The organism is Streptomyces sp. NPDC005898, from assembly GCF_040629635.1.
In the GTDB taxonomy this organism is placed as follows: Bacteria; Actinomycetota; Actinomycetes; order Streptomycetales; family Streptomycetaceae; genus Streptomyces.
Genome location: NZ_JBEXWC010000047.1, coordinates 1 through 22,398, shown reverse-complemented (window position 1 = coordinate 22,398; position 22,398 = coordinate 1). Strand labels below are relative to the sequence as shown.

Below are 22,398 nucleotides of genomic sequence, written 5' to 3'. Positions count from 1 at the left end.
CACGACCAGACGTCGAATCTCGGCGCCCCGGCTCTCCAGCCCGCGCACCGTCTCCTCGATCCACGGGTCATCGGCCACACCCGCAGGAACCGCCAACAGCCATACCCCCGACAGCACCGCCGACGGCTCAACCGGCACCGGCTTCCAACCGATGCGATAACGCCAGCCATCCAACCGAGACCACTCCTGCCGCTGCCGCCGCCACAACGACAACGCCGGCAACACCGCACTCAACGACTCATCACCCGAAACATCAAGCGTCGAAACAAGCGACTCCACATCCTCCCGCTCCACCGCCTCCCAGAACCGCGCCTCCACCTCATCGACCGACACCCCAGCCGACGCCGGCGCATCAAGCCAGAACCGCTCACGCTGGAAGGCATACGTCGGCAAATCCACCCGCGAGGCGCCCGTACCGGCGAACACCTCGGCCCAATCCACAGCCACGCCCTGCACCCACGCCTGCGCCAGGCCGGACAGCAGCGTCTCGGCTTCGGGCCGACCGGAGCGCAGCACGGGTGCGAACATTCCACCGCTCACGGACTCCGCACCCATAGCGCTCAACACGCCATCGGGGCCCAGTTCGAGGAACGTCGAGATGCCCTGCCCAGCGAGGGCGGTCACGCCATCCGCGAAGCGGACTGCTTCCCTGACGTGGCGCACCCAGTACTCGGCCGAACCCAGCTCGTCGTTCGTGGCCAGCGCACCCGTCACGTTCGAGACCACGGGGATGCCCGGCGCCGCGTAGGCCAGGCTTTCGGCAACCGCACGGAAGTCGTCCAACATCGCGTCCATGCGCGGTGAGTGGAACGCGTGCGAGACGTCAAGGCGCTTGGTCTTACGCCCCTGACCGCGCAGCACCTCTGCAACAGCGAGAGCGGCATCCTCGTCGCCGGAGACGACCACCGAACTGGGCCCGTTGATCGCCGCGATGCCGATCCGGTCCCCGTACTCGGCGAGCAAAGGCGTGACTTCGTCTTCGGTGGCCTGGAGGGCGATCATCGCCCCGCCTGCGGGCAGTGCCTGCATCAACCGGCCCCGAGCCGCCACCAGCCGGACCGCGTCCTCCAACGAGAACACCCCGGCCACATGAGCCGCCGCAATCTCACCGATGGAATGCCCACCCACGAACTCCGGGGTCACGCCCCAGGATTCGACCAGCCGGAACAGTGCCACCTCGACCGCGAACAGGCCGGCCTGCGTGAACACCGTCTGACCCAGCAGATCTGCATCCCCGAACACCACCTCACGAACCGAGCGCTCCACATGCCCGGCCAGCTCCTGGTCCAGCAGCCCGCAGACCTGGTCAAACGCTTTCGCGAACACCGGGTACTGGCCATACAGCTCGCGGCCCATTCCGACCCGCTGACTGCCCTGGCCCGAGAACAACACCGCCAACCGACCCGAACCCACACCCTGACCGACAACGACACCAGGAGAAGACTCACCCCGCGCCAACGCACCCAACCCAACCCGCAAACCAACACCATCACCGAGCACCACAGCACGGTGCTCAAACGCCGACCGCCCCGACGCCAACGACCACCCCACGTCCACCGGCGACACCCCACCATCACGCTCCACACGCGACAACAGCCGGGCCGCCTGCTCTCGCAGCGCCTGCGCGCCACGGCCCGACATCACCCACGGCACCACCGGAAGGGTCACCGTCGGCCCCGCCGACTCCCACTCCGACTCGACCTCAGGTGCCTGCTCGATGATCACGTGCGCGTTCGTCCCGCTCACCCCGAACGACGACACACCCGCCCGCCGCGGCCGGTCACTCTCCGGCCAGGCCCGCTGCTCGGTCAGCAGCTCAACCGCACCCGCCGACCAGTCCACCTGCCGCGACGGCTCGTCCACATGCAGGGTGCGCGGAAGCTCGCCGTGCCGCATGGCAAGCACCATCTTGATCACACCGGCGACACCCGCGGCAGCCTGGGTGTGGCCGATGTTGGACTTCAGCGAGCCCAGCCACAGCGGCCGGTCCTCCGGCCGGTCCTGACCGTACGTGGCGAGCAGTGCCTGCGCCTCGATCGGGTCACCGAGCGTCGTCCCCGTACCGTGCGCCTCCACCGCGTCCACGTCGGCGGCCGTCAGCCGCGCGTTCGCGAGCGCCTGACGGATCACCCGCTGCTGCGACGGACCATTCGGCGCCGTCAACCCATTCGACGCACCGTCCTGGTTCACCGCAGAACCACGCACCACCGCCAACACCGGGTGACCGTTACGGCGGGCATCCGACAACCGCTCAAGCAACAGCATGCCCGCGCCCTCACCCCACCCCGTACCGTCCGCAGCATTCGCGAATGCCTTGCAGCGGCCGTCCGTCGCAAGCCCCCGCTGACGGCTGAACTCCACGAAGGCCACGGGGGTGGACATGACGGTGACACCGCCCGCGAGCGCGAGCGAGCACTCGCCCTGCCGCAGTGCCTGAGCGGCCAGGTGCAGGGTCACCAGCGAAGCCGAGCACGCCGTGTCAACCGTGACCGCGGGGCCCTCCAGGCCAAGAAAGTAGGAGAGCCGTCCAGACACGACACTGGCCGCGCTGCCCGTGCCCAAGTACCCCTCAAGCCCCTCGGGCGCGTGCTGGAAAAGGGCAGCGTAGTCCTGGCCGTTCGTACCGGCGAAGACACCGGTGCGGCTGCCCTTCAGTGAAGCCGGGTCGATGCCCGCGTTCTCGAACGCCTCCCATGCGGTCTCCAGCAGCAGGCGTTGCTGCGGATCCATCGCGAGGGCCTCGCGCGGCGAGATCCCGAAGAACGCCGGGTCGAACCCGGCAGCCTCGTAGAGAAAACCGCCTTCTCTCACGTACGAGGTTCCCGGGCGCTCCCGGTCCGGGTCGTAGAGGCCCTCCACGTCCCAACCCCGGTCCATCGGAAATTCCGAAACCGCGTCGGCCCCCGAGACAAGCAGCTCCCAGAACTGCTCCGGTGAACTCACTCCCCCCGGGAAACGACAGCTCATTCCGACGATCGCGATCGGCTCCCGCGCAGCCGCCGCGATCTGCCGGTTCTGTTGCCGCAGCCGTTCGTTCTCCTTGAGAGACGTACGCAGCGCTTCGAGAATCTTCTCAGGAGACGTGTTCATCGCCAGCTCCACATGTCAGGCACTTCAGGAATCAGTACTGTCAAACGCCATGCGAAGCAGGCTTTCAGCGTCCATGGAATCGATGGAGTCGATGGTCTCCTCATTGCCTTCGTCCACCGCCACGCCAACCTCTTCGTGGAAATCGGCCAATTGCAGCAAGACTTCCATCAATCCTGCGTCCCGAAGCTTGGCCAGGGGTATCGACGCCAATGCTTCCCGAATGCGGATCTCCTGAGGCTGCAATGCGGCCTCGTCGCTTCCGGCGGGGAAGAGTTGGTCCCGAAGGGCGTCCACGAGGGCCGTGGGGGTGGGGTAGTCGAAGACCAGCGTGGCGGGCAGGGTCAGGCTGGTGGCCGCCTGGAGGCGGTTGCGGAGCTCAACGGCGGTCAGTGAGTCGAAGCCGAGCTCCTTGAACGCCCGATCGGCAACAACCGTGTCAGTGCCGGCATGCCCCAGCACTACGGCGACCTGCGTACGTACCAGTTCGAGCAGCGCCCTGTCCCGTTCGGCCGGGCTGAGGTCGGCCAGCTTCTCGCGGAACGCGGCGGCGGTGTCCGCCTCCATGCCCGGCGTGTCGCGGACTGCCGCTTCCAGGGCCTTGCGGACCTCGGGAATGTCGCTGATCAGCGGGGCTGAACGGACTGCCGTGAACGCCGGCGCGAAACGTTCCCAGTCCACGTCCGCCACCGCGACACCGCCGTCGTTACGGTCGAGCACCCCGCCCAACACGGCGATCGCGTCGTCCGGAGCCATCGACGCGAGTCCGCCGCGCTGCATCCGTACTTCGCCCACACCGTCCACGGCCATGCCGCCATTGGCCCAGGGTCCCCAGGCCACGGACGTGCCCGGCAGACCGAGCGCACGCCTCTGCTCCACCAACGCGTCGAGGAACGCGTTCGCAGCCGCGTAGTTGCCCTGACCCGCTCCACCAACAGCCCCGGCAAGAGATGAGAACAGCACGAAGGCGGAGAGGTCGAGGTCCTTGGTCAACTCGTGCAGATGCAGCGCCGCGTCCGCCTTCGCACGCAGCACGCCCGCGAACCGCTCAGGGGTCAGGGACTCGATGACTCCGTCATCCAGCACACCGGCCGCGTGGATCACCGTCGTCAACGGATACTCCGCAGGCACCGAAGCCAACAGCTCCGCCACCGCCGCCCGGTCAGAGACATCGCACGCGGCGATCGTCACCCTCACCCCAAGCCCCAGCAACTCAGCCTCGAGATCCACCGCACCCGGTGCATCCAGGCCACGGCGACTGGTCAACACCAAGTGCTCGGCACCACGCGACACCAGCCAGCGGGCGACATGCCCGCCCAGCGCGCCGGTACCACCGGTGATCAGGGCCGTGCCACTGGTCCGCCACTCCTGACCGGCACTGCGGCCACCAGCCCGCAACAGACGACGGCCGAAGACACCGGCCGAGCGGACCGCAACCTGATCTTCCCCACCGGCACCGGCCAACACGCCCGCCAGCCGGTCCGCAACACGGTCGTCGAGCGTCTCGGGAAGATCCACCAGACCGCCCCAACGCTCCGGGTGCTCCAGAGCCACCACCCGGCCAAGCCCCCACACCTGGGCCTGCACCGCACTCACCAACGCCTCAGACCCACCCACCGCAACCGCACCACGCGTCACCACCCACAACGGCGCCTCCACCCCCACATCACCCAACGCCTGCACCAACACCAACAAGCCCGCAAGACCCCCAGGGACACCGTCACGCACCGCCTCGTCCAACGCCACCAGCGACAACACACCACCCACAGAAGCGCCGGCCGCCGCCTCGGATATGGACTGCGCGAGCCGCGTCCGGTCTGCGGCAGGCTCCACCATCAGGCGCACTACCTCGGCGCCCCGGCTCTCCAGCCCGCGCGCCGTCTCCTCGATCCACGGGTCATCGGCCACACCCGCAGGGACCGCCAACAGCCATGTCCCCGACAGCACCGCCGACGGCTCAACCGGCACCGGCTTCCAACCGATGCGATAACGCCAGCCATCCAACCGAGACCGCACCTGCCGCTGCCGCCGCCACAACGACAACGCCGGCAACACCGCACTCAACGACTCATCACCAGACACATCAAGCGTCGAAGCAAGCGACTCCACATCCTCCCGCTCCACCGCCTCCCAGAACCGCGCCTCCACCTCATCGACCGACACCCCAGCCGACGCCGGAGCCTCCAACCAGAACCGCTCACGCTGGAACGCATACGTCGGCAAATCCACCCGCGACGCACCCGTACCGGCGAACACCCCGGCCCAATCCACAGCCACGCCCTGCACCCAGACCTGCGCCAAGCCCGACAACAGGCTCTCGACTTCGGGCCGACCGGACCGCAGAACGGGGGCGAACACCCCACCACTCACGGACTCCGCGCCCATCGCGCTCAACACGCCATCGGGGCCCAGTTCCAGGAACGTCGAGATGCCCTGTTCGGCAAGGGCGGTCACGCCATCCGCGAAGCGGACTGCTTCCCTGACGTGGCGGACCCAGTACTCGGCCGTGCCCAGATCGTCGGACGTGGCCAGCTTGCCGGTCACGTTGGAGACGACCGGGATGCGGGGCGCGTCATAGGTCAGGGACTCGGCAACCGCACGGAAGTCGTCCAACATCGGGGCCATGCGCGGTGAGTGGAACGCGTGCGAGACGTCAAGGCGCTTCGTCTTACGCCCCTGACCGCGCAGCGTCTCCGCGAGGGCGAGAGCGGCGTCCTCGTCGCCGGAGACGACCACAGCAGTCGGCCCGTTGATCGCCGCGATGCCGATCCGGTCCCCGTACTCGGCGAGCAGAGGCGTGACTTCATCTTCGGTGGCCTGGAGGGCGATCATCGCCCCGCCGGTGGGCAGTGCCTGCATCAACCGGCCACGAGCCGCCACCAGCCGGACCGCGTCCTCCAACGAGAACACCCCGGACACATGAGCCGCCGCAACCTCACCGATCGAATGCCCACCCACAAAGTCGGTTGCAACACCCCAGGATTCGACCAGCCGGAACAGAGCCACCTCAACCGCGAACAAGCCGGCCTGCGTGAACACCGTCTGACCCAGCAGACCCGCATCCCCGAACACCACCTCACGAACCGAGCACTCCACATGCCCGGCCAACTCCAGGTCCAACAGCCCACACACCCGGTCAAACACGTCCGCGAACACCGGGAACTGGCCATACAACTCACGGCCCATCCCCACCCGCTGACTGCCCTGACCCGAGAACAACACCGCCAACCGACCAGAACCCACACCCTGACCAACGACAACGCCAGGAGAAGACTCACCCCGCGCCAACGCACCCAACCCAACCCGCAGGGCATCCCTGCCGTCACCGACCACCACAGCACGGTGCTCGAAAGCAGAACGCGCGGACGCCAGAGACCAGCCCACATCCACCGGCGACAACCCAGCATCACCCTCAACCCGCGACAACAACCGGGCCGCCTGACCCCGAAGCGCCTGCGCGCCACGCCCCGACACCACCCACGGCACCACCGGAAGCGCCACCGCCGGCCCCGCAGGCTCATCAGACTCCGTCGTCGCCGCCTCCAGCGCGGGCGCTTCCTCAACGATCACGTGCGCGTTCGTACCGCTCACGCCGAACGACGACACACCCGCCCGCCGCGGTCGGTCGCTCTCCGGCCAGGCCCGCTGCTCGGTCAGCAGCTCAACCGCACCCGCCGACCAGTCCACCTGCCGCGACGGCTCGTCCACATGCAGGGTGCGCGGAAGCTCGCCGTGCCGCATGGCAAGCACCATCTTGATCACACCGGCGACACCCGCAGCGGCCTGGGTGTGGCCAATGTTCGACTTCAACGAACCCAGCCACAACGGCCGTTCCTCCGGCCGGTCCTGACCGTACGTCGCCAACAACGCCTGCGCCTCGATCGGGTCACCGAGCGTCGTCCCCGTACCGTGCGCCTCCACCGCATCTACCTCGGCCGACGACAGACCAGCACTGACCAACGCCTGGCGGATCACCCGCTGCTGGGCCGGGCCGTTCGGTGCGGTCAGGCCGCTGCTCGCGCCGTCCTGGTTGACCGCGCTGCCCCGGATGACCGCGAGCACCGGGTGCCCATGGCGGCGGGCGTCCGAGAGCCGCTCGAGCAGCAACATGCCCGCGCCCTCGGCCCAGCCGGCGCCGTCGGCCGTGTCGGAGAAGGACTTGCAGCGGCCGTCCGCGGCAAGGCCACGCTGGCGACTGAACTCCACGAACGCCATCGGGGACGACATCACCGTGACACCACCGGCCAGCGCGAGGGCGCACTCTCCGCGGCGCAGGGCGTGCGCCGCCAGGTGCAGCGCCACCAGCGAGGACGAGCACGCCGTGTCGACCGTCACCGCCGGGCCCTCGAGACCCAGGGTGTAGGCGATGCGGCCCGAGGCGACGCTGCCCGCGCTGCCGTTGCCCAAGTAGCCCTCGAAACCTTCTGGGGCGACCTTCAGCCGGGACACGTAGTCGCTGTACATCACGCCGGCGAAAACGCCCGCCTTTGAACCCCGTACGGAGGATGGGGCGATGCCCGCGTGTTCGAACGCCTCCCACGCGGTCTCCAGCAGCAGGCGTTGCTGCGGATCCATCGCGAGCGCCTCGCGCGGCGAGATCCCGAAGAACCCGGGGTCGAACTCGGCGGCGTCGTACAGGAAGCCGCCCTCCCGCACATAGCTCTTGCCCTGCCGGTCCGGGTCCGGGTCGTAGAGGTTCTCGACGTCCCAGCCGCGGTCCATCGGAAAGTCGGAGACGGCGTCGGTGCCGGCGGCCACCAGGTCCCAGAGTTCCTCGGGCGAGCCCACGCCTCCCGGATAGCGGCAGCCCATGCCCACGATCGCGATGGGCTCGGACTCCTTGGCTTCCATTTCCTCCAGCCGCCGACGGGTCTGGCGGAGGTCGGTGGTCGCCAATTTGAGATAGGTGCGAAGCTTCTCCTCGCTGGCCATCGGGATCAGCTCCTCACGGTAACGGCGAATACGGCGGTGTGCACGGTCACGCTCATGTGGTTCAGGACTTCCTCAGCTCGTTCTCGAGAGCGCTGAACAGCTCTTCATCTGTCGCCTCGTCGAAATCGCCGTCTTCATCGAGGTCGCTCGTCGTTCCCTCGGTGTCGCCCAGCTTCGCCAGGAGGGCCTTCATACGGACCATGACTTCGACTCGCTTGTCGTCGTCGGCGGCGACGGCGGAGAGCACCGACTCCAGCCGGTCGAATTCCTCGACCAGCGAGGTCCCGGTCTCGACTCCGTCCAGACGGATCTCGGTGCGCAGCAGTCCGGCGAGCGCGGTGGGCGTCGGGTAGTCGAAGACCAGGGTCGCGGGCAGCCGCAGCCCGGTGGCGGCGTTCAGGCGGTTGCGGAGCTCGACCGCGGTCAGCGAGTCGAATCCGACCTCGAGGAAGCCCCGTCCGGGCTCCACCGCGTCGTGTGTGGCGAATCCGAGCACGGCCGCGGCCTGCGCGCGCACCAGATCCAGCAGTGCGCGTTCCCGTTCGGCGTCGGAGAGGCCCGCGAGCCGCTGCTTGAGCAGGGAGTCATCGGCCGCCGATCCCGCTTCCGCCGTGCGCCGCGCGGGTACGCGGATCAGACCGCGCATCATCACGGGGATGGCGTCGGCGGTGACCGGGCGCCGCAGCGCGGCGGCTTCGAGTTGCATGGGCAGCAGCAGTGCCTCGTCGATGCCCTGGGCCGTGTCGAAGAGTTCCAGGCCCTTCTCGGTGCGCAGCGGGGTCATGCCGCCGCGCGCCATGCGCTGGATGTCGGCGTCGGTCAGGTCGCCGGTCATGCCGCTGCTCTGCGCCCAAAAGCCCCAGCCGAGCGAGACGGCGGGCAGGCCCTGAGCCCTGCGGTGGTGTGCGAGGGCGTCGCCGAACACGTTCGCCGCGGCGTAGTTTCCCTGCCCGGGGCTGCCGAAGGTGGCGGCGGCCGAGGAGAAGAAGACGAACGCCGAGAGGTCCAGGTCGCGCGTCAGCTCGTGGAGGTGAACCAGCGCGTCGATCTTGGGGCGCAGCACCTGGTCGACGCGTTCCGGGGTCAGCGAGGAGATCACTCCGTCGTGGAGCACACCGGCGGTGTGCACGACGCCGGTCAGCGGGTGCTGCGCCGGTACGGAGGCGAGGAGTTCGGCCAGCGCCGCGCGGTCGGCCACGTCGCACGCCGCCACCGTGGCCTCCGCCCCGAGCTCGGCGAGCTGTGCCACCAGCTCGTCGGCCCCCTGGGCGGCGGGTCCGCTCCTGCTCACCAGCAGCAGTCGGCGCACGCCGTGCTCGGCGACCAGGTGCTTGGCGAACACGCCGCCCAGCGTCCCGGTCGCACCCGTGATCAGTACCGTGCCTGAGCCGAACGCGCCGGCTCCGGTATCCGTGCGCGCCTCATCGGTCCGGGCCGGGATCGGGACCCGCGCCAGTCGCGGCACCCGTACCTCGCCCGCGCGCAGCGCCACCTGCGACTCGTCCTGGGCTACCGCCCACGTCACCGCCGCGGGCAGGGCCTGCCATGACGGCTGCGAGTCGTCGGTGTCCAGGAGGACGAAGCGGCCGGGGTTCTCCGACTCCGCCGAGCGCAGCAGACCCCACACCGGGGCCGCCGCGAGATCCTGTACGTCCTCGCCCGTGCCCGTGGACACCGCGCCCCGTGTCACGACGACCAGCCGCGACTCGGCGAGCCGCTCGTCGGCGGCCAGCCACTCCTGCGCCAGGGTGAGGGCCTGGTGCACCGTGTCGCGCGCGGCGTCAGCCGTGGCACCCGGGGTGGCGTCGACCCGAGGCGCGCAGCTGAGCAGGACCACCGCTGGACCGGGCTCGCCCTCCGCGAGGCTGTCGCCGAGCGAGGCCAGGTCCTCGTACGGCTTGGCCGAGACGCGTGTGCCGCTCAGCGCGGCCGCCAGGCCGAGGCGGTCGTCGCCCACGAGGGCCCACCGGTCGGTGCCGGGGGCGAAGGCGTCTCCGGACACCGGCCGGTTGATCCACTCGATGTGGAAGAGCGATTCGTGCTGACCGCCTTGGGCGCCGCCGAGCTGCTGCGGGTCGACCGGGCGCAGCACGAGGGACTCGGCCTTGGCCACCGGGGCGCCAGTGCCGTCGGCGACCGCCACGGTCATCGCGTCCGTGCCGGCGGGCGTCAGGGACACCCGTAGCAGCGCGGCGCCCGCGGCGTACAGGGACACCCCGCGCCAGGCGAACGGCAGCCGCGCCCTGGGCGCTTCGGCTCCGTCGCCGCCTGCCGTCGGGGAGTCGACGATGCCGAGCCCGACGGCGTGGAGCGCCGAGTCGAGCAGGGCCGGGTGGACACCGAAGCGGGCAGCGTCGGACTGGTGGTCCTCGTGGAGCACGACCTCGGCGAAGATCTCCTCACCACGCCGCCAGGCCGCGCGCAGTCCCTGGAAGAACGGCCCGTAGCCGTGCCCGACCTCGGTCAGCGCGTCGTACAGCCCCTCGGTGGCCACGGCGGTCGCGCCCGCGGGGGGCCACGCCGCCAGGTTCCACGAGGCGGTGGGGGCGCCGACCGCCAGCACTCCGGTGGCGTGGCACGTCCAGGGCTCGCCGGCGGCCTCCTCGTCGCGTCGCGAGTAGACGCTCAGGGTGCGACGCCCGGTCTCGTCCGGTTCGGCGACCGTGAGCCGCAGCTGGATGCCGCCGCGCTCGGGAAGGATCAGCGGGGCCTGGAGCGTCAGTTCCTCGACCACGTCGCAGCCGACCTCGTCGCCCGCGCGGATGGCCAGTTCCACGAACGCGGTGCCGGGCAGCAGCACGGTGCCGCCCACCGCGTGATCGGCGAGCCAGGGGTGCGTACGCAGCGACAACAAGCCTGTGAACACGACACCTTCGGAGTCCGGCAGCTCCACGGCGGCGCTGAGCAACGGGTGCTCCGCGGAGCTGATCCCGAGGCCCGAGGCCGCGCCGGCCGTGGCGCCGGCGGTGTCCAACCAATAGCGCTTGCGCTGGAAGGCGTAGGTGGGCAGGTCCACCCGCGAAGGCCGAGCCTCCTCGAAGGCCTGTGCCCAATCGACGACCACTCCCTGGACGTAGGCCTCGGCGAGTGAGGTGAGGAAGCGGTCGAGACCGCCTTCGTCACGCCGCAGCGAGCCGAGCGCCACTGTGCCGTCCGCGCCGCGCGCCTCGGCGGTCTCCTGCATGCCGACAACCAGCACCGGGTGCGCGGACACCTCGATGAAGACCGCGTCACCTGCCTCCAGGACAGTGCCGATGGTCTCCTCGAAACGAACCGTGTGCCGCAGGTTGCGGTACCAGTACGCGCCATCCATTCCAGCGGTGTCGATGACTTCACCCGTCACCGTGGAATAGAGCGGAACCTGGGCCGACGCCGGCTCGATCCCCGCCAGCAGCCCTGCCAGCTCGCCCTCGATGCGCTCGACGTGCGAAGTGTGCGACGCGTAATCCACCGGAACCTTGCGCGCCCGGACCCCCTGAGCCTGGCACTGGGCCAGCAACTCATCAAGCGCCTCGACCTCACCGGCAACCACCACCGACGCCGGACCATTCACCGCCGCGACCTCGACCCGGCCACCAAACGCCGCAAGCCGAGACTCCACCTCCACCAACGGCAACGCCACCGACATCATCCCGCCAAGCCCCGCCAACCCACCGGCAATCGCCTGCGACCGCAGCGCCACCACCTTCACCGCATCCCGCAGCGACAACCCACCCGCCACATACGCGGCCGCGATCTCACCCTGCGAATGCCCCACCACCGCCGCAGGCTCAACACCGTACGAACGCCACAACGCGGCCAGCGACACCATCACCGCGAACGACACCGGCTGGACCACATCCACCCGCTCCAACGAAGGGGCACCATCCACCTGCCGCACCACCGACTCAAGATCCCAGTCGACAAACTCCCCCAGCGCCCGCCCACACTCAGCGAACCGGTCGGCGAACACCGGCGCGCTGTCCAGCAGCTCGACCGCCATACCCGCCCACTGCGAACCCTGACCCGGGAAGACGAACACGGGCCTGCCGCCCGCGGGCCCCAGGCCGGAGGCAGGCGTCTCGACCACGCCCGCGGCGCCCTGCGCCACCGCGCGGAGCCCGGACACCAGCGCGTCCTGGCTCTCACCGACCACCACCGCACGGTGTTCCAACTCCGCGCGCCCGGATACCAGCGACCACCCCACATCCACCGGCGACAACTCGCCACGCGCCTCGACATGCGCCAGCAGCCGCTCCGCCTGCTCGCGCAGCGCCTGCGCGCCACGGCCCGAGACCACCCACGGCACTGCCGCGGGAGCCGCACCCGGCTCCTCGGCCCGCTGCGGCTCGGCCACCTCGGGGGCCTGCTCCAAGATGACGTGCGCGTTCGTCCCGCTCACCCCGAACGAGGAGACACCGGCGCGGCGCGGACGGTCGCTCTCCGGCCAGGCCCGCTGCTCGGTCAGCAGCTCGACCGCGCCGGCCGACCAGTCCACCTTCGGTGACGGCTGGTCCACGTGCAGGGTCCGGGGCAGGGCCCCGTGCCGCATGGCGAGCACCATCTTGATCACGCCTGCGACGCCGGAAGCCGCTTGGGTGTGGCCGATGTTGGACTTCAGCGAGCCCAGCAGCAGCGGCCGGCCCTCGGGGCGATCCTGACCGTACGTGGCGAGCAGTGCCTGCGCCTCGATCGGGTCGCCCAGTGTCGTCCCCGTACCGTGCGCCTCCACCGCATCGACCTCGGCGGCCGTCAGCCGCGCGTTCGCGAGCGCCTGGCGGATCACCCGCTGCTGAGCCGGACCATTCGGCGCCGTCAGACCATTCGAGGCACCGTCCTGGTTCACCGCAGAACCACGCACCACCGCCAACACCGGATGACCGTTACGGCGGGCATCCGACAGCCGCTCAAGGAGCAGCATCGACGCGCCCTCACCCCAGCCGGCGCCATCGGCTGCCGCCGCGAAGGACTTGCAGCGGCCGTCGGGCGACAGGGCGCCCTGGCGGCTGAACTCCACGAACGCGGCCGGTGTCGACATCACCACCACGCCACCGGCGAGCGCGAGCGAGCATTCGCCCTGCCGCAGCGCCTGCACGGCGAGGTGCAGCGCCACCAACGAAGACGAACAGGCCGTGTCGACCGTGACCGCGGGGCCTTCGAGGCCGAAGGTGTAGGACAGACGCCCGGACATCACGCTCGCCGTGGCCGCCGTGGCCAGATACCCTTCGGCGGCTTCCATGGCCTCGGTCAGGAGCAGCGTGTAATCCTGGCCGTTGGTCCCGGCGAAGACACCCGTCCGGCTGCCGCGGACCGACGTGGGGTCGATGTCCGCGCGTTCGAAGACCTCCCATACGGTCTCCAGCAGCAGCCGCTGCTGCGGGTCCATGACCAGGGCCTCACGCGGCGAGATCCCGAAGAACCCGGGGTCGAACTCGGCGGCGTCGTGCAGGAAGCCGCCCTCCCGCACGTACGAGGTACCGGGCCGCTGAAGGTCCGGGTCGTACAGGCCATCGAGATCCCAGCCGCGGTTGGCCGGGAAGTCCGAGATCGCGTCGGTGCCCGAGGCCACCAGGTCCCAGAGCCGTTCCGGGCTGTCGACTCCCCCGGGGAAGCGGCAGCTCATGGCCACGATGACGATGGGGTCGTCCTCGGCGGCCCCCGCCACGGACGAGAAGTCGGCCGCCTCGTCCTCCGCGTCGCCCACGACCTCCGAACGCAGGTACTGAGCGAGCGCGGCGGGGGTGGGGTAGTCGAAGACCAGCGTGGCGGGCAGGGTCAGCTCGGTGGCGGCCTGGAGGCGGTTGCGGAGTTCGACCGCGATCAGCGAGTCGAAGCCCTGTTCCTGGAAGGCCCGGCTCCCCGCCACGGCCTCCATGTTCGGGTAGCCGAGCACCGCCGCGACCTGGCCGCGGACCAGGTCGAGCAGCTTCTTGTCCTGGTCTGCGGGGGAGAGTCCGGCGAGTTGCCCCCGCAGGCCGGAGGCGGCCTCGGACTCCGCGGTCGCGGCGCCGGCCGCGTCCAGTACGCGGCGGGCCTCCGGGACCTCGCCGATCAGCGGGGCGGGCCGGACGGTGGTGAAGGTGGGGGCGAACCGCTCCCAGTCCACGTCAGCGATCACGGCACAGCCGTCGTCGCGGCCCAGCAGCTGACCGAGGGCCGTCACCGCGTCGGAGGGCGCCAGCGCGACCATCCCACCACGCTGCCGACGCTCCTCGCCCGCCTTCTCGGCGGCGATTCCGGCCTCGGCCCAAGGGCCCCACGCTACGGACGTGCCCGGCAGACCGGACGCCCGACGCTGCTGCACGAGCGCGTCGAGGAAGGCGTTGGCGGCGGCGAAGTTGCCCTGTCCCGGGTTGCCCACGGCACCGGTGAAGGACGAGAAGACGACGAACGCGGAGAGGTCAAGGTCCTTCGTGAGTTCGTGCAGGTTGAGCGCGGCGTCGGCCTTGGCGCGCAGGACGCCCGCGAACCGCTCGGGGGTCAGGGACTCGATGACACCGTCGTCCAGCACACCGGCGGCGTGGATCACCGTCGTCAACGGATACGCGGTGGGAATCGAGGCCAGCACCTGCCCGAGTGCGGCCCGGTCGGCCACATCACAAGCGGCAACGGTGACCTTCGCCCCCAGCGCTTCCAGCTCACCGACCAGGTCACAAGCGCCGGGGGCGTCCAGGCCACGGCGGCTGGTCAGTACGAGGTGTTCGGCACCGTTACGGGCCAGCCAGCGGGCGACATGCCCGCCCAGTGCGCCCGTGCCACCGGTGATCAGGGCCGTGCCACTGGTCCGCCACTCCTGGCCGGCACTGCGGCCACCAGCCCGCAACAGACGACGGCCGAAGACACCGGCCGAGCGGACCGCAACCTGATCTTCCCCACCGGCACCGGCCAACACGCCCGCCAGCCGGTCCACCACCCGCTCATCCAGCGTCTCGGGCAGATCCACCAGACCACCCCAACGCTCCGGATGCTCCAGACCCACCACCCGGCCAAACCCCCACACCTGCGCCTGCACCGCACTCACCAACGACTCAGACCCACCCACCGAAACCGCACCACGCGTCACCGCCCACAGCGGTGCCTCCACCCCAGCGTCACCCAACGCCTGCACCAACACCAACGAACCCGCAAGACCCCCAGGGACACCGTCACGCACCGCCTCGTCCAGCGCTACCAGCGACAGAACACCACGCGCAGAGGCCCGGTCCGTGACTGCCTCGGATATGGACTGTGCGAGCCGTGTCCGGTCTGTGGCAGGCTCCACCATCAGGCGCACTACCTCGGCGCCCCGGCTCTCCAGCCCGCGCGCCGTCTCCTCGATCCACGGGTCATCGGCCACACCCGCGGGAACCGCCACCAGCCATGTCCCCGACAGCACCGCCGACGGCTCAACCGGCACCGGCTTCCAACCGATGCGATAACGCCAGCCATCCAGCCGAGACCACTCCTGCCGCTGCCGCCGCCACAACGACAACGCCGGCAACACCGCACTCAACGACTCATCACCAGACACATCAAGCGTCGAAGCAAGCGACTCCAAATCCTCCCGCTCCACCGCCTCCCAGAACCGCGCCTCCACCTCATCGACCGACACCCCAGCCGACGCCGGAGCCTCCAACCAGAACCGCTGACGCTGGAACGCATACGTCGGCAGATCCACCCGCGACGCACCCGTACCGGCGAACACCCCGGCCCAGTCCACAGCCACGCCCTGCACCCAGACCTGCGCCAAGCCCGACAACAGGCTCTGCGCCTCAGGTCGCTCTGCCCGCAGTACCGGAACGAAAAGGCCCTCATCGATGATGTCGGCACCCATGGCGCTCAGCACGCCATCGGGGCCCATTTCGAGGAACGTCGAGATGCCCTGCTCGGCAAGGGCAGTCACGCCATCCGCGAAGCGCACAGCCTGACGGACATGGCGGACCCAGTACTCGGCCGAGCCCAGCTCATCGTTCGTGGCCAGCTTCCCGGTCACGTTCGAGACCACGGGGATGCGCGGCGCCGCGTAGGTCAGGGACTCGGCAACCGCAAGGAAGTCGACCAACATCGGGGCCATGCGCGGCGAGTGGAACGCGTGCGAGACGTCAAGGCGCTTGGTCTTACGGCCCTGGCCGCGCAGCGTCTCCGCGAGGGCGAGGGCGGCATCCTCGTCGCCGGAGACGACCACGGAGGTCGGCCCGTTGATCGCCGCGATGCCGATCCGGTCCCCGTACTCGGCGAGCAAAGGCGTGACTTCATCTTCGGTGGCCTGCACAGCGATCATCGCCCCGCCCGCGGGCAACGCCTGCATCAACCGGCCACGAGCCGCCACCAGCCGAACCGCATCCTCCAACGAGAACACCCCGGACACATGAGCCGCCGCAACCTCACCGATCGAATGCCCACCCACAAACTCCGGTGTCACGCCCCAGGATTCGACCAGCCGGAACAGAGCCACCTCGACCGCAAACAGGCCGCCCTGCGTGAACACCGTCTGCCCCAGCAGATCCGCATCCCCGAACACCACCTCACGAACCGACCGCCCCACATGCCCGGCCAACTCCTGGTCCAGCAGCCCACACACCCGGTCAAACACATCCGCGAACACCGGGTACTGGCCATACAACTCACGGCCCATTCCGACCCGCTGACTGCCCTGACCCGAGAACAACACCGCCAACCGACCAGAACCCACACCCTCATCCGGCCCCCTCACCACGCCCGGCGCATCCTCACCCCGCGCCAACGCACCCAACCCGGACAGCAGAGCATCCCGACCGTCACCGACCACCACCGCACGGTGCTCGAAAGCAGAACGCCCCGACGCCAGAGACCACCCCACATCCACCGGCGACAACCCACCATCACGCTCCACACGAGACACCAAACGCCCCGCCTGACCCCGCAACGCCTGGGCACCACGCCCCGACACCACCCACGGCACCACCGCAGGCACCACCGACGCCTCCGCCGGCTCCTCGGCCATCACCGGCGCCTGCTCCAGGATGACGTGCGCGTTCGTACCGCTCACACCGAACGCCGACACACCCGCTCGGCGCGCCTGCCCCGTTTCGGGCCACGGCTGCTGCTCGGCGAGCAGCCGGACGGTGCCGTCCGACCAGTCCACCTTCCGCGTCGGCTCATCCACGTGCAGCGTGCGGGGCAGCACGCCGTGCCGCATGGCGAGCACCATCTTGATCACACCGGCGACGCCGGAAGCCGCTTGGGTATGGCCGATGTTGGACTTCAGCGAACCCAGCCACAACGGTCGCCCCTCCGGCCGCTCCTTGCCGTATGTGGCAAGGAGCGCGTCGGCCTCGATCGGGTCACCGAGTGTCGTGCCCGTGCCGTGCGCCTCCACCGCGTCCACATCGGCGGCCGTCAGCCGTGCGCTCACGAGCGCCTGGCGGATCACCCGCTGCTGCGACGGACCATTCGGCGCTGTCAGGCCATTCGACGCGCCGTCCTGGTTCACGGCGGAGCCCCGCACGACCGCGAGCACCGCGTGGCCGTTCTTGCGGGCATCGGACAGCCGCTCGAGGAGCAGCATGCCCGCGCCCTCGCCCCAGCCCGTACCGTCCGCGCCGTCCGCGAACGACTTGCAGCGGCCATCCGCCGCGAGCCCCCGCTGGCGGCTGAACTCCTCGAACGCCGTCGGGGTGGACATGACCGTGACGCCACCGGCGAGGGCGAGGGAGCACTCGCCCTGTCGGAGCGCCTGGACGGCCTGGTGCAGCGCGACCAGAGAGGACGAGCACGCCGTGTCGACCGTCACGGCCGGGCCTTCGAGGCCCAGGAAATAGGAGAGCCGTCCGGAGAGTACGGCGCCGGAGCTGCCGGTCAGCATGTGGCCCTGGACGTCCTCGGGGAGAGTGCCGAGTGCGGAGCCGTAGCCGGAGGGCGTGCCGCCGACGAAGACACCGGCCTTGGTGCCCTTGAGTGAGATGGGGTTGATTCCGGCGCGCTCGACCACCTCCCACGTCGTTTCGAGCAACAGCCGCTGCTGCGGGTCCATGGCCAGGGCCTCGCGCGGCGATATCCCGAAGAAGGCCGGGTCGAACCGGTCGGCGTCGTGGACGAATCCGCCTTCGTGCGCGTAGCTGGTGCCCGCCGCGTCGGGGTCCGACCCGTACAGCTCGTCGAAGTTCCAGCCCCGGCCCTCGGGAAATCCGGAGACCGCGTCACCGCCGCTGGACAGCAGTTTCCACAGGTCCTCCGGACTTCCCACACCACCCGGGTACCGGCAGCTCATGGCGACGATCGCGATTGGCTCCCGCTCTCCCGCTTCCCGCTCCTGAAGACGCTTGCGCGTCTCGTGCAGGTCAGCCGTAACCCACTTGAGGTATTCGCGGAGCTTTTCTTCGTTCGCCATTTCAGCCTTTGCCTGTTTCGATGATTCGCCGGACGCTGTTACAAGTCGCTCAGGACTTGCCGAACTCTTGATTGATGAATTCGAACAGATCGTCGTCCGATGCCGACACGAGCTGGTCTCGCGTATCCGGCGCGTCGTTCGATTCGCCCTGCATCTCGCTCAACTTCGACAGCAGGATCTGGAGTCGGGTGGTGACCTCGGAGCGGAGCTCTTCCTTTTCCGAGAGCGTCGCGGAAGCGGATATCGCCGCTTCCAACTTGTCGAGTTCCGCCAGCGCGGTCTCTCCGGAGGCCGCTTCGGAACCGACCAGTTGTGCGCGCAGGTACTCGGAGAGGTCCGTGGGTGTCGGGTAGTCGAAGACCAGCGCGGCGGGCAGTCGCAGGCCGGTGGCGGACTGCAGCCGGTTGCGGAGTTCGACGGCGGTCAGGGAGTCGAAGCCGAGCTCCTTGAACGCCTGGCTCGCGCCGACCGACTCGTGCTCCACATGACCCAGTACGGCCGCCGCGTGGGAGCGCACCAGGTCCAGCAGCATGCGATCGCGCTCGGGCTCCGTCACCTCGGCGAGCCGCTGGGCGAGCGACGAGGAGGACCCGCCGTCCGCCTGCTCGGCGTCGCTGCTGTCGGCCCGCAGGAAGTCCTGGACCTCGGGCAGTTCGTCGAGCAGCGGCCGTCGCCGCGCCGCCGTGAAGCCCGGCACGAAGCGCGCCCAGTCCACGTCCGCGACCACCGAGTTGGCCTCGCCGTGGTCCAGCGTCTGCTGGAGCGCCGCGATGGCGAGCTCCGGGTCCATGGCGAGCACGCCGCGTCGCCGCAGCTGCTCCTCCGCCTCGCGGTCGGTGGCCATGCCGCCGCCCGCCCAAGCGCCCCAGGCCACGGCGGTCGCGGCCTGGCCACGGGCGCGGCGGCGCAGTGCGAGCGCGTCCAAGTGGGCGTTGGCCGCGGCGTACGCGCCCTGGCCTCCGCTGCCCCAGACGCCCGCGTTCGAGGAGAAGAGCACGAACGCGTCGAGCTCGTCCCGCGCCAGCAGTTCGTCCAGGTTGATGGCACCCGCGACCTTCGCCTCCGCGGCGTCCGCGAACGCGGCCACGTCGGTCTCGTCGATACGCGCGGACCGCACCACGCCGGCGGCATGCACCACCGACCGTACGGGCGACCCTTCAGCCCTCAGCCCGTCCAGCAGCGCTGCGACCGCGGCACGATCCGCGACGTCGCATGCGGCCACCGTCACACGCACACCGACCCCCGTCAGTTCTGTCTCCAGCTCAGCGGCGCCCGGTGTCTGTGCGCCGCGGCGGCTGGTCAGTACGAGGTGTTCCGCACCCCGATGCGCGAGCCAACGGGCGACTTGCCCCCCGAGCGCACCGGTGCCACCTGTGATCAAGACCGTACCCTGCGGCTTCCAGTCCCGTACAGGACGAATATCACCACGCGGGTCGTGCACCAGGCGGCGTACGAACAACCCCGATGCCCGTACCGCGAGTTGGTCCTCGGAGTGTGTCGGAGCTCCCGCGAGGACCTCGCCGAGTCGCTCCGCGGCAGCCGGAACGCTCAACTCCGGAAGGTCGATCAAACCGCCCCAGCGCTCCGGGTGTTCCAGCCCGACGACCCGGCCGAAGCCCCACAGCTGCGCCTGCGCCGCGCTGATGGTTGCCTCGTCCCCACGCTGCGTGGCCACCGCGTTCCGCGTTGCCAGCCACAGCGGCGCGTCGAGCCCCGCGTCACCCAGTGCCTGCACCAACAGCAGCGTGCCTGCCACGCCGCGGGGGACCGCGTGTGCCGGGTGCGGGGTCTCGTCGAACCCGAGCAGCGACAGCACGCCGCCGACCTCGTCGCCGTCGGCGGTGGTGGACGCGAGAACCTGGCGCAGCCGCTCGGCCAGCTGGACGCGGTCGTCTTCGGCCGCGTCCCATGTGACGCGGGCGACCTTGGCTCCGCGCTCGGTGAGCGCCCGGGACGCGGCGGCCACCCAGTCGGTGTCCGCGTGTCCCGCCGGGATGGCCAGCAGCCACGTACCGTCGAGCGCCGCCGAGGTCCGCTCGGCGGCCAGCGGCTTCCAGGTGACCCGGTAGCGCCAGGCGTCGAGCGTCGACTGCGTACGGCGCTGCCGGTGCCAGGAGGAGAGTGCGGGCAGCAGGGAGTTCAGCGAGGACTGCTCCTCGGTGCCTTCGACCGCGAGCGTCGTCGCCAGGGACTCCACATCGCCGCGCTCGACTGCCGCCCAGAAGCTCCCGTCCAGGCTCTCCGCGCGCCCCTGGGAGCCGCTGCCCGCGGGCAGGGGGGTGACGTCCAGCCAGTAGCGCTTGCGCTGGAAGGCATACGTGGGCAGATCGACGTGGGACGCGCCCGCGCCGGCGAAGGCCGCACCCCAGTCCACAGTCACACCCTGGACGTAGGCCTCGGCGAGTGAGGTGAGGAAACGGTCGAGACCGCCCTCGTCGCGCCGCAGGGTGCCGGTGACCACCGGGGCCGCACCGTGCTCCCCCTCCAGGGCCTCCTGAATGCTCATGGTGAGCACGGGATGCGAGCTGACCTCGACGAACGCCCCGTAGCCCTGGGCCACGAGCTCCCTGACGGCCGACTCGAAGTGCACGGTTTGGCGCAGGTTGCGGTACCAGTAGTCCGCGTCGACAAGCGTGTCTCCGAGCCAGTCCCGGTCCACCGTGGAGTAGAGCGGGACCTGGGCCGACGCCGGCTCGATCCCCGCCAGCAGCCCTGCCAGCTCGCCCTCGATGCGCTCGACGTGCGAAGTGTGCGACGCGTAATCCACCGGAACCTTGCGCGCCCGGACCCCCTGAGCCTGGCACTGGGCCAGCAACTCATCAAGCGCCTCGACCTCACCGGCAACCACCACCGACGCCGGCCCGTTCACCGCCGCGACCTCGACCCGGCCGCCGAACGCCTCAAGCCGAGACTCCACCTCCGCCAACGGCAACGCCACCGACATCATCCCGCCACGCCCCGCCAACCCACCGGCAATCGCCTGCGACCGCAGCGCCACCACCCTCACCGCATCCCGCAACGACAACGCACCCGCCACATACGCGGCCGCGATCTCACCCTGCGAATGCCCCACCACCGCAGCCGGCTCAACACCGTACGAACGCCACAACGCGGCCAGCGACACCATCACCGCAAACGACACCGGCTGGACCACATCCACCCGCTCCAACGAAGGGGCACCATCCACCTGCCGCACCACATCCAGCAACGACCAGTCCACATACGGCGCGAGCGCCACCGCACACTCGTTCATCACCTCCGCGAACACCGGAGAAGCATCGAGCAGACGGGCACCCATACCCGCCCACTGCGAACCCTGACCCGGGAAAACGAACACCACACGGTCAGCCGTCCGTGTCACGCCCTCGGCCGGCCCCGTCACGACGCCCGGCACCGACTCACCCCGCGCCAGGGCGCCGACTCCGGACACCAGTGCGTCCAGGTCCCCGCCGACCACGACGGCCCGGTGCTCGAACTCCGACCGCGCGGACACCAGCGACCAGCCGACATCGACCGGCGACAGACGGCTGTCGCTCCGGACGTGTGACAGCAGCCGGCCCGCCTGCTCGCGCAGCGCCTGCGCGCCACGACCCGAGACCACCCATGGCACCACCGCGGGAGCCGCACCCGGCTCCTCGGTCCGCTGAAGCTCGACCACCTCAGGGGCCTGCTCCAAGATGACGTGCGCGTTCGTACCGCTCACACCGAACGAGGAGACACCGGCGCGGCGCGGACGGTCACTCTCCGGCCACTCCCGCTGCTCGGTCAACAACTTGACCGCGCCCGCCGACCAGTCCACCTTCGTCGACGGCTCATCGACGTGCAGGGTCTGCGGAAGCTCACCGTGCCGCATGGCGAGCACCATCTTGATCACGCCGGCGACACCCGCGGCGGCCTGGGTGTGGCCGATGTTCGACTTCAGCGACCCCAGCCACAGCGGCCGGTCCTCCGGCCGGTCCTGACCGTACGTCGCCAACAACGCCTGCGCCTCGATCGGATCGCCCAACGTCGTACCCGTACCGTGCGCCTCCACCGCGTCCACATCGGCCGAC

4 protein-coding genes are annotated in these 22,398 nt (G+C 70.0%); all 4 read right to left on the bottom strand.

Annotation, left to right across the window (positions count from 1 at the left end; genetic code table 11):
* On the bottom strand, positions 1-3,090 hold a 3,090-nt coding region (locus ABZ385_RS32830; RefSeq protein ID WP_358914154.1), incomplete at its 3' end, for a beta-ketoacyl synthase N-terminal-like domain-containing protein.
* Between the two features lie 24 nt (positions 3,091-3,114).
* Positions 3,115-8,019, bottom strand: a complete 4,905-nt coding sequence (locus ABZ385_RS32825; RefSeq protein ID WP_358914153.1) for a type I polyketide synthase — start codon at positions 8,017-8,019, stop codon at positions 3,115-3,117.
* A gap of 61 nt (positions 8,020-8,080) precedes the next feature.
* A complete protein-coding gene (locus ABZ385_RS32820; RefSeq protein WP_358914152.1) occupies positions 8,081-18,346 on the bottom strand; it encodes a type I polyketide synthase in 10,266 nt (3,421 codons plus the stop codon).
* Positions 18,347-18,395: 49 nt separating this feature from the next.
* On the bottom strand, positions 18,396-22,352 hold the full coding sequence (locus ABZ385_RS32815) for an SDR family NAD(P)-dependent oxidoreductase (RefSeq protein WP_358914151.1): 3,957 nt from the start codon (positions 22,350-22,352) through the stop codon (positions 18,396-18,398).
* Positions 22,353-22,398 lie beyond the last annotated feature (46 nt).

Coding starts and splice junctions, on each gene's coding strand:
- ABZ385_RS32825 (WP_358914153.1), bottom strand. CDS start 8,019: ATGGCCAGCGAGGAGAAGCTTCGCACCTATCTCAAATTGGCGACCACC.
- ABZ385_RS32820 (WP_358914152.1), bottom strand. CDS start 18,346: ATGGCGAACGAAGAAAAGCTCCGCGAATACCTCAAGTGGGTTACGGCT.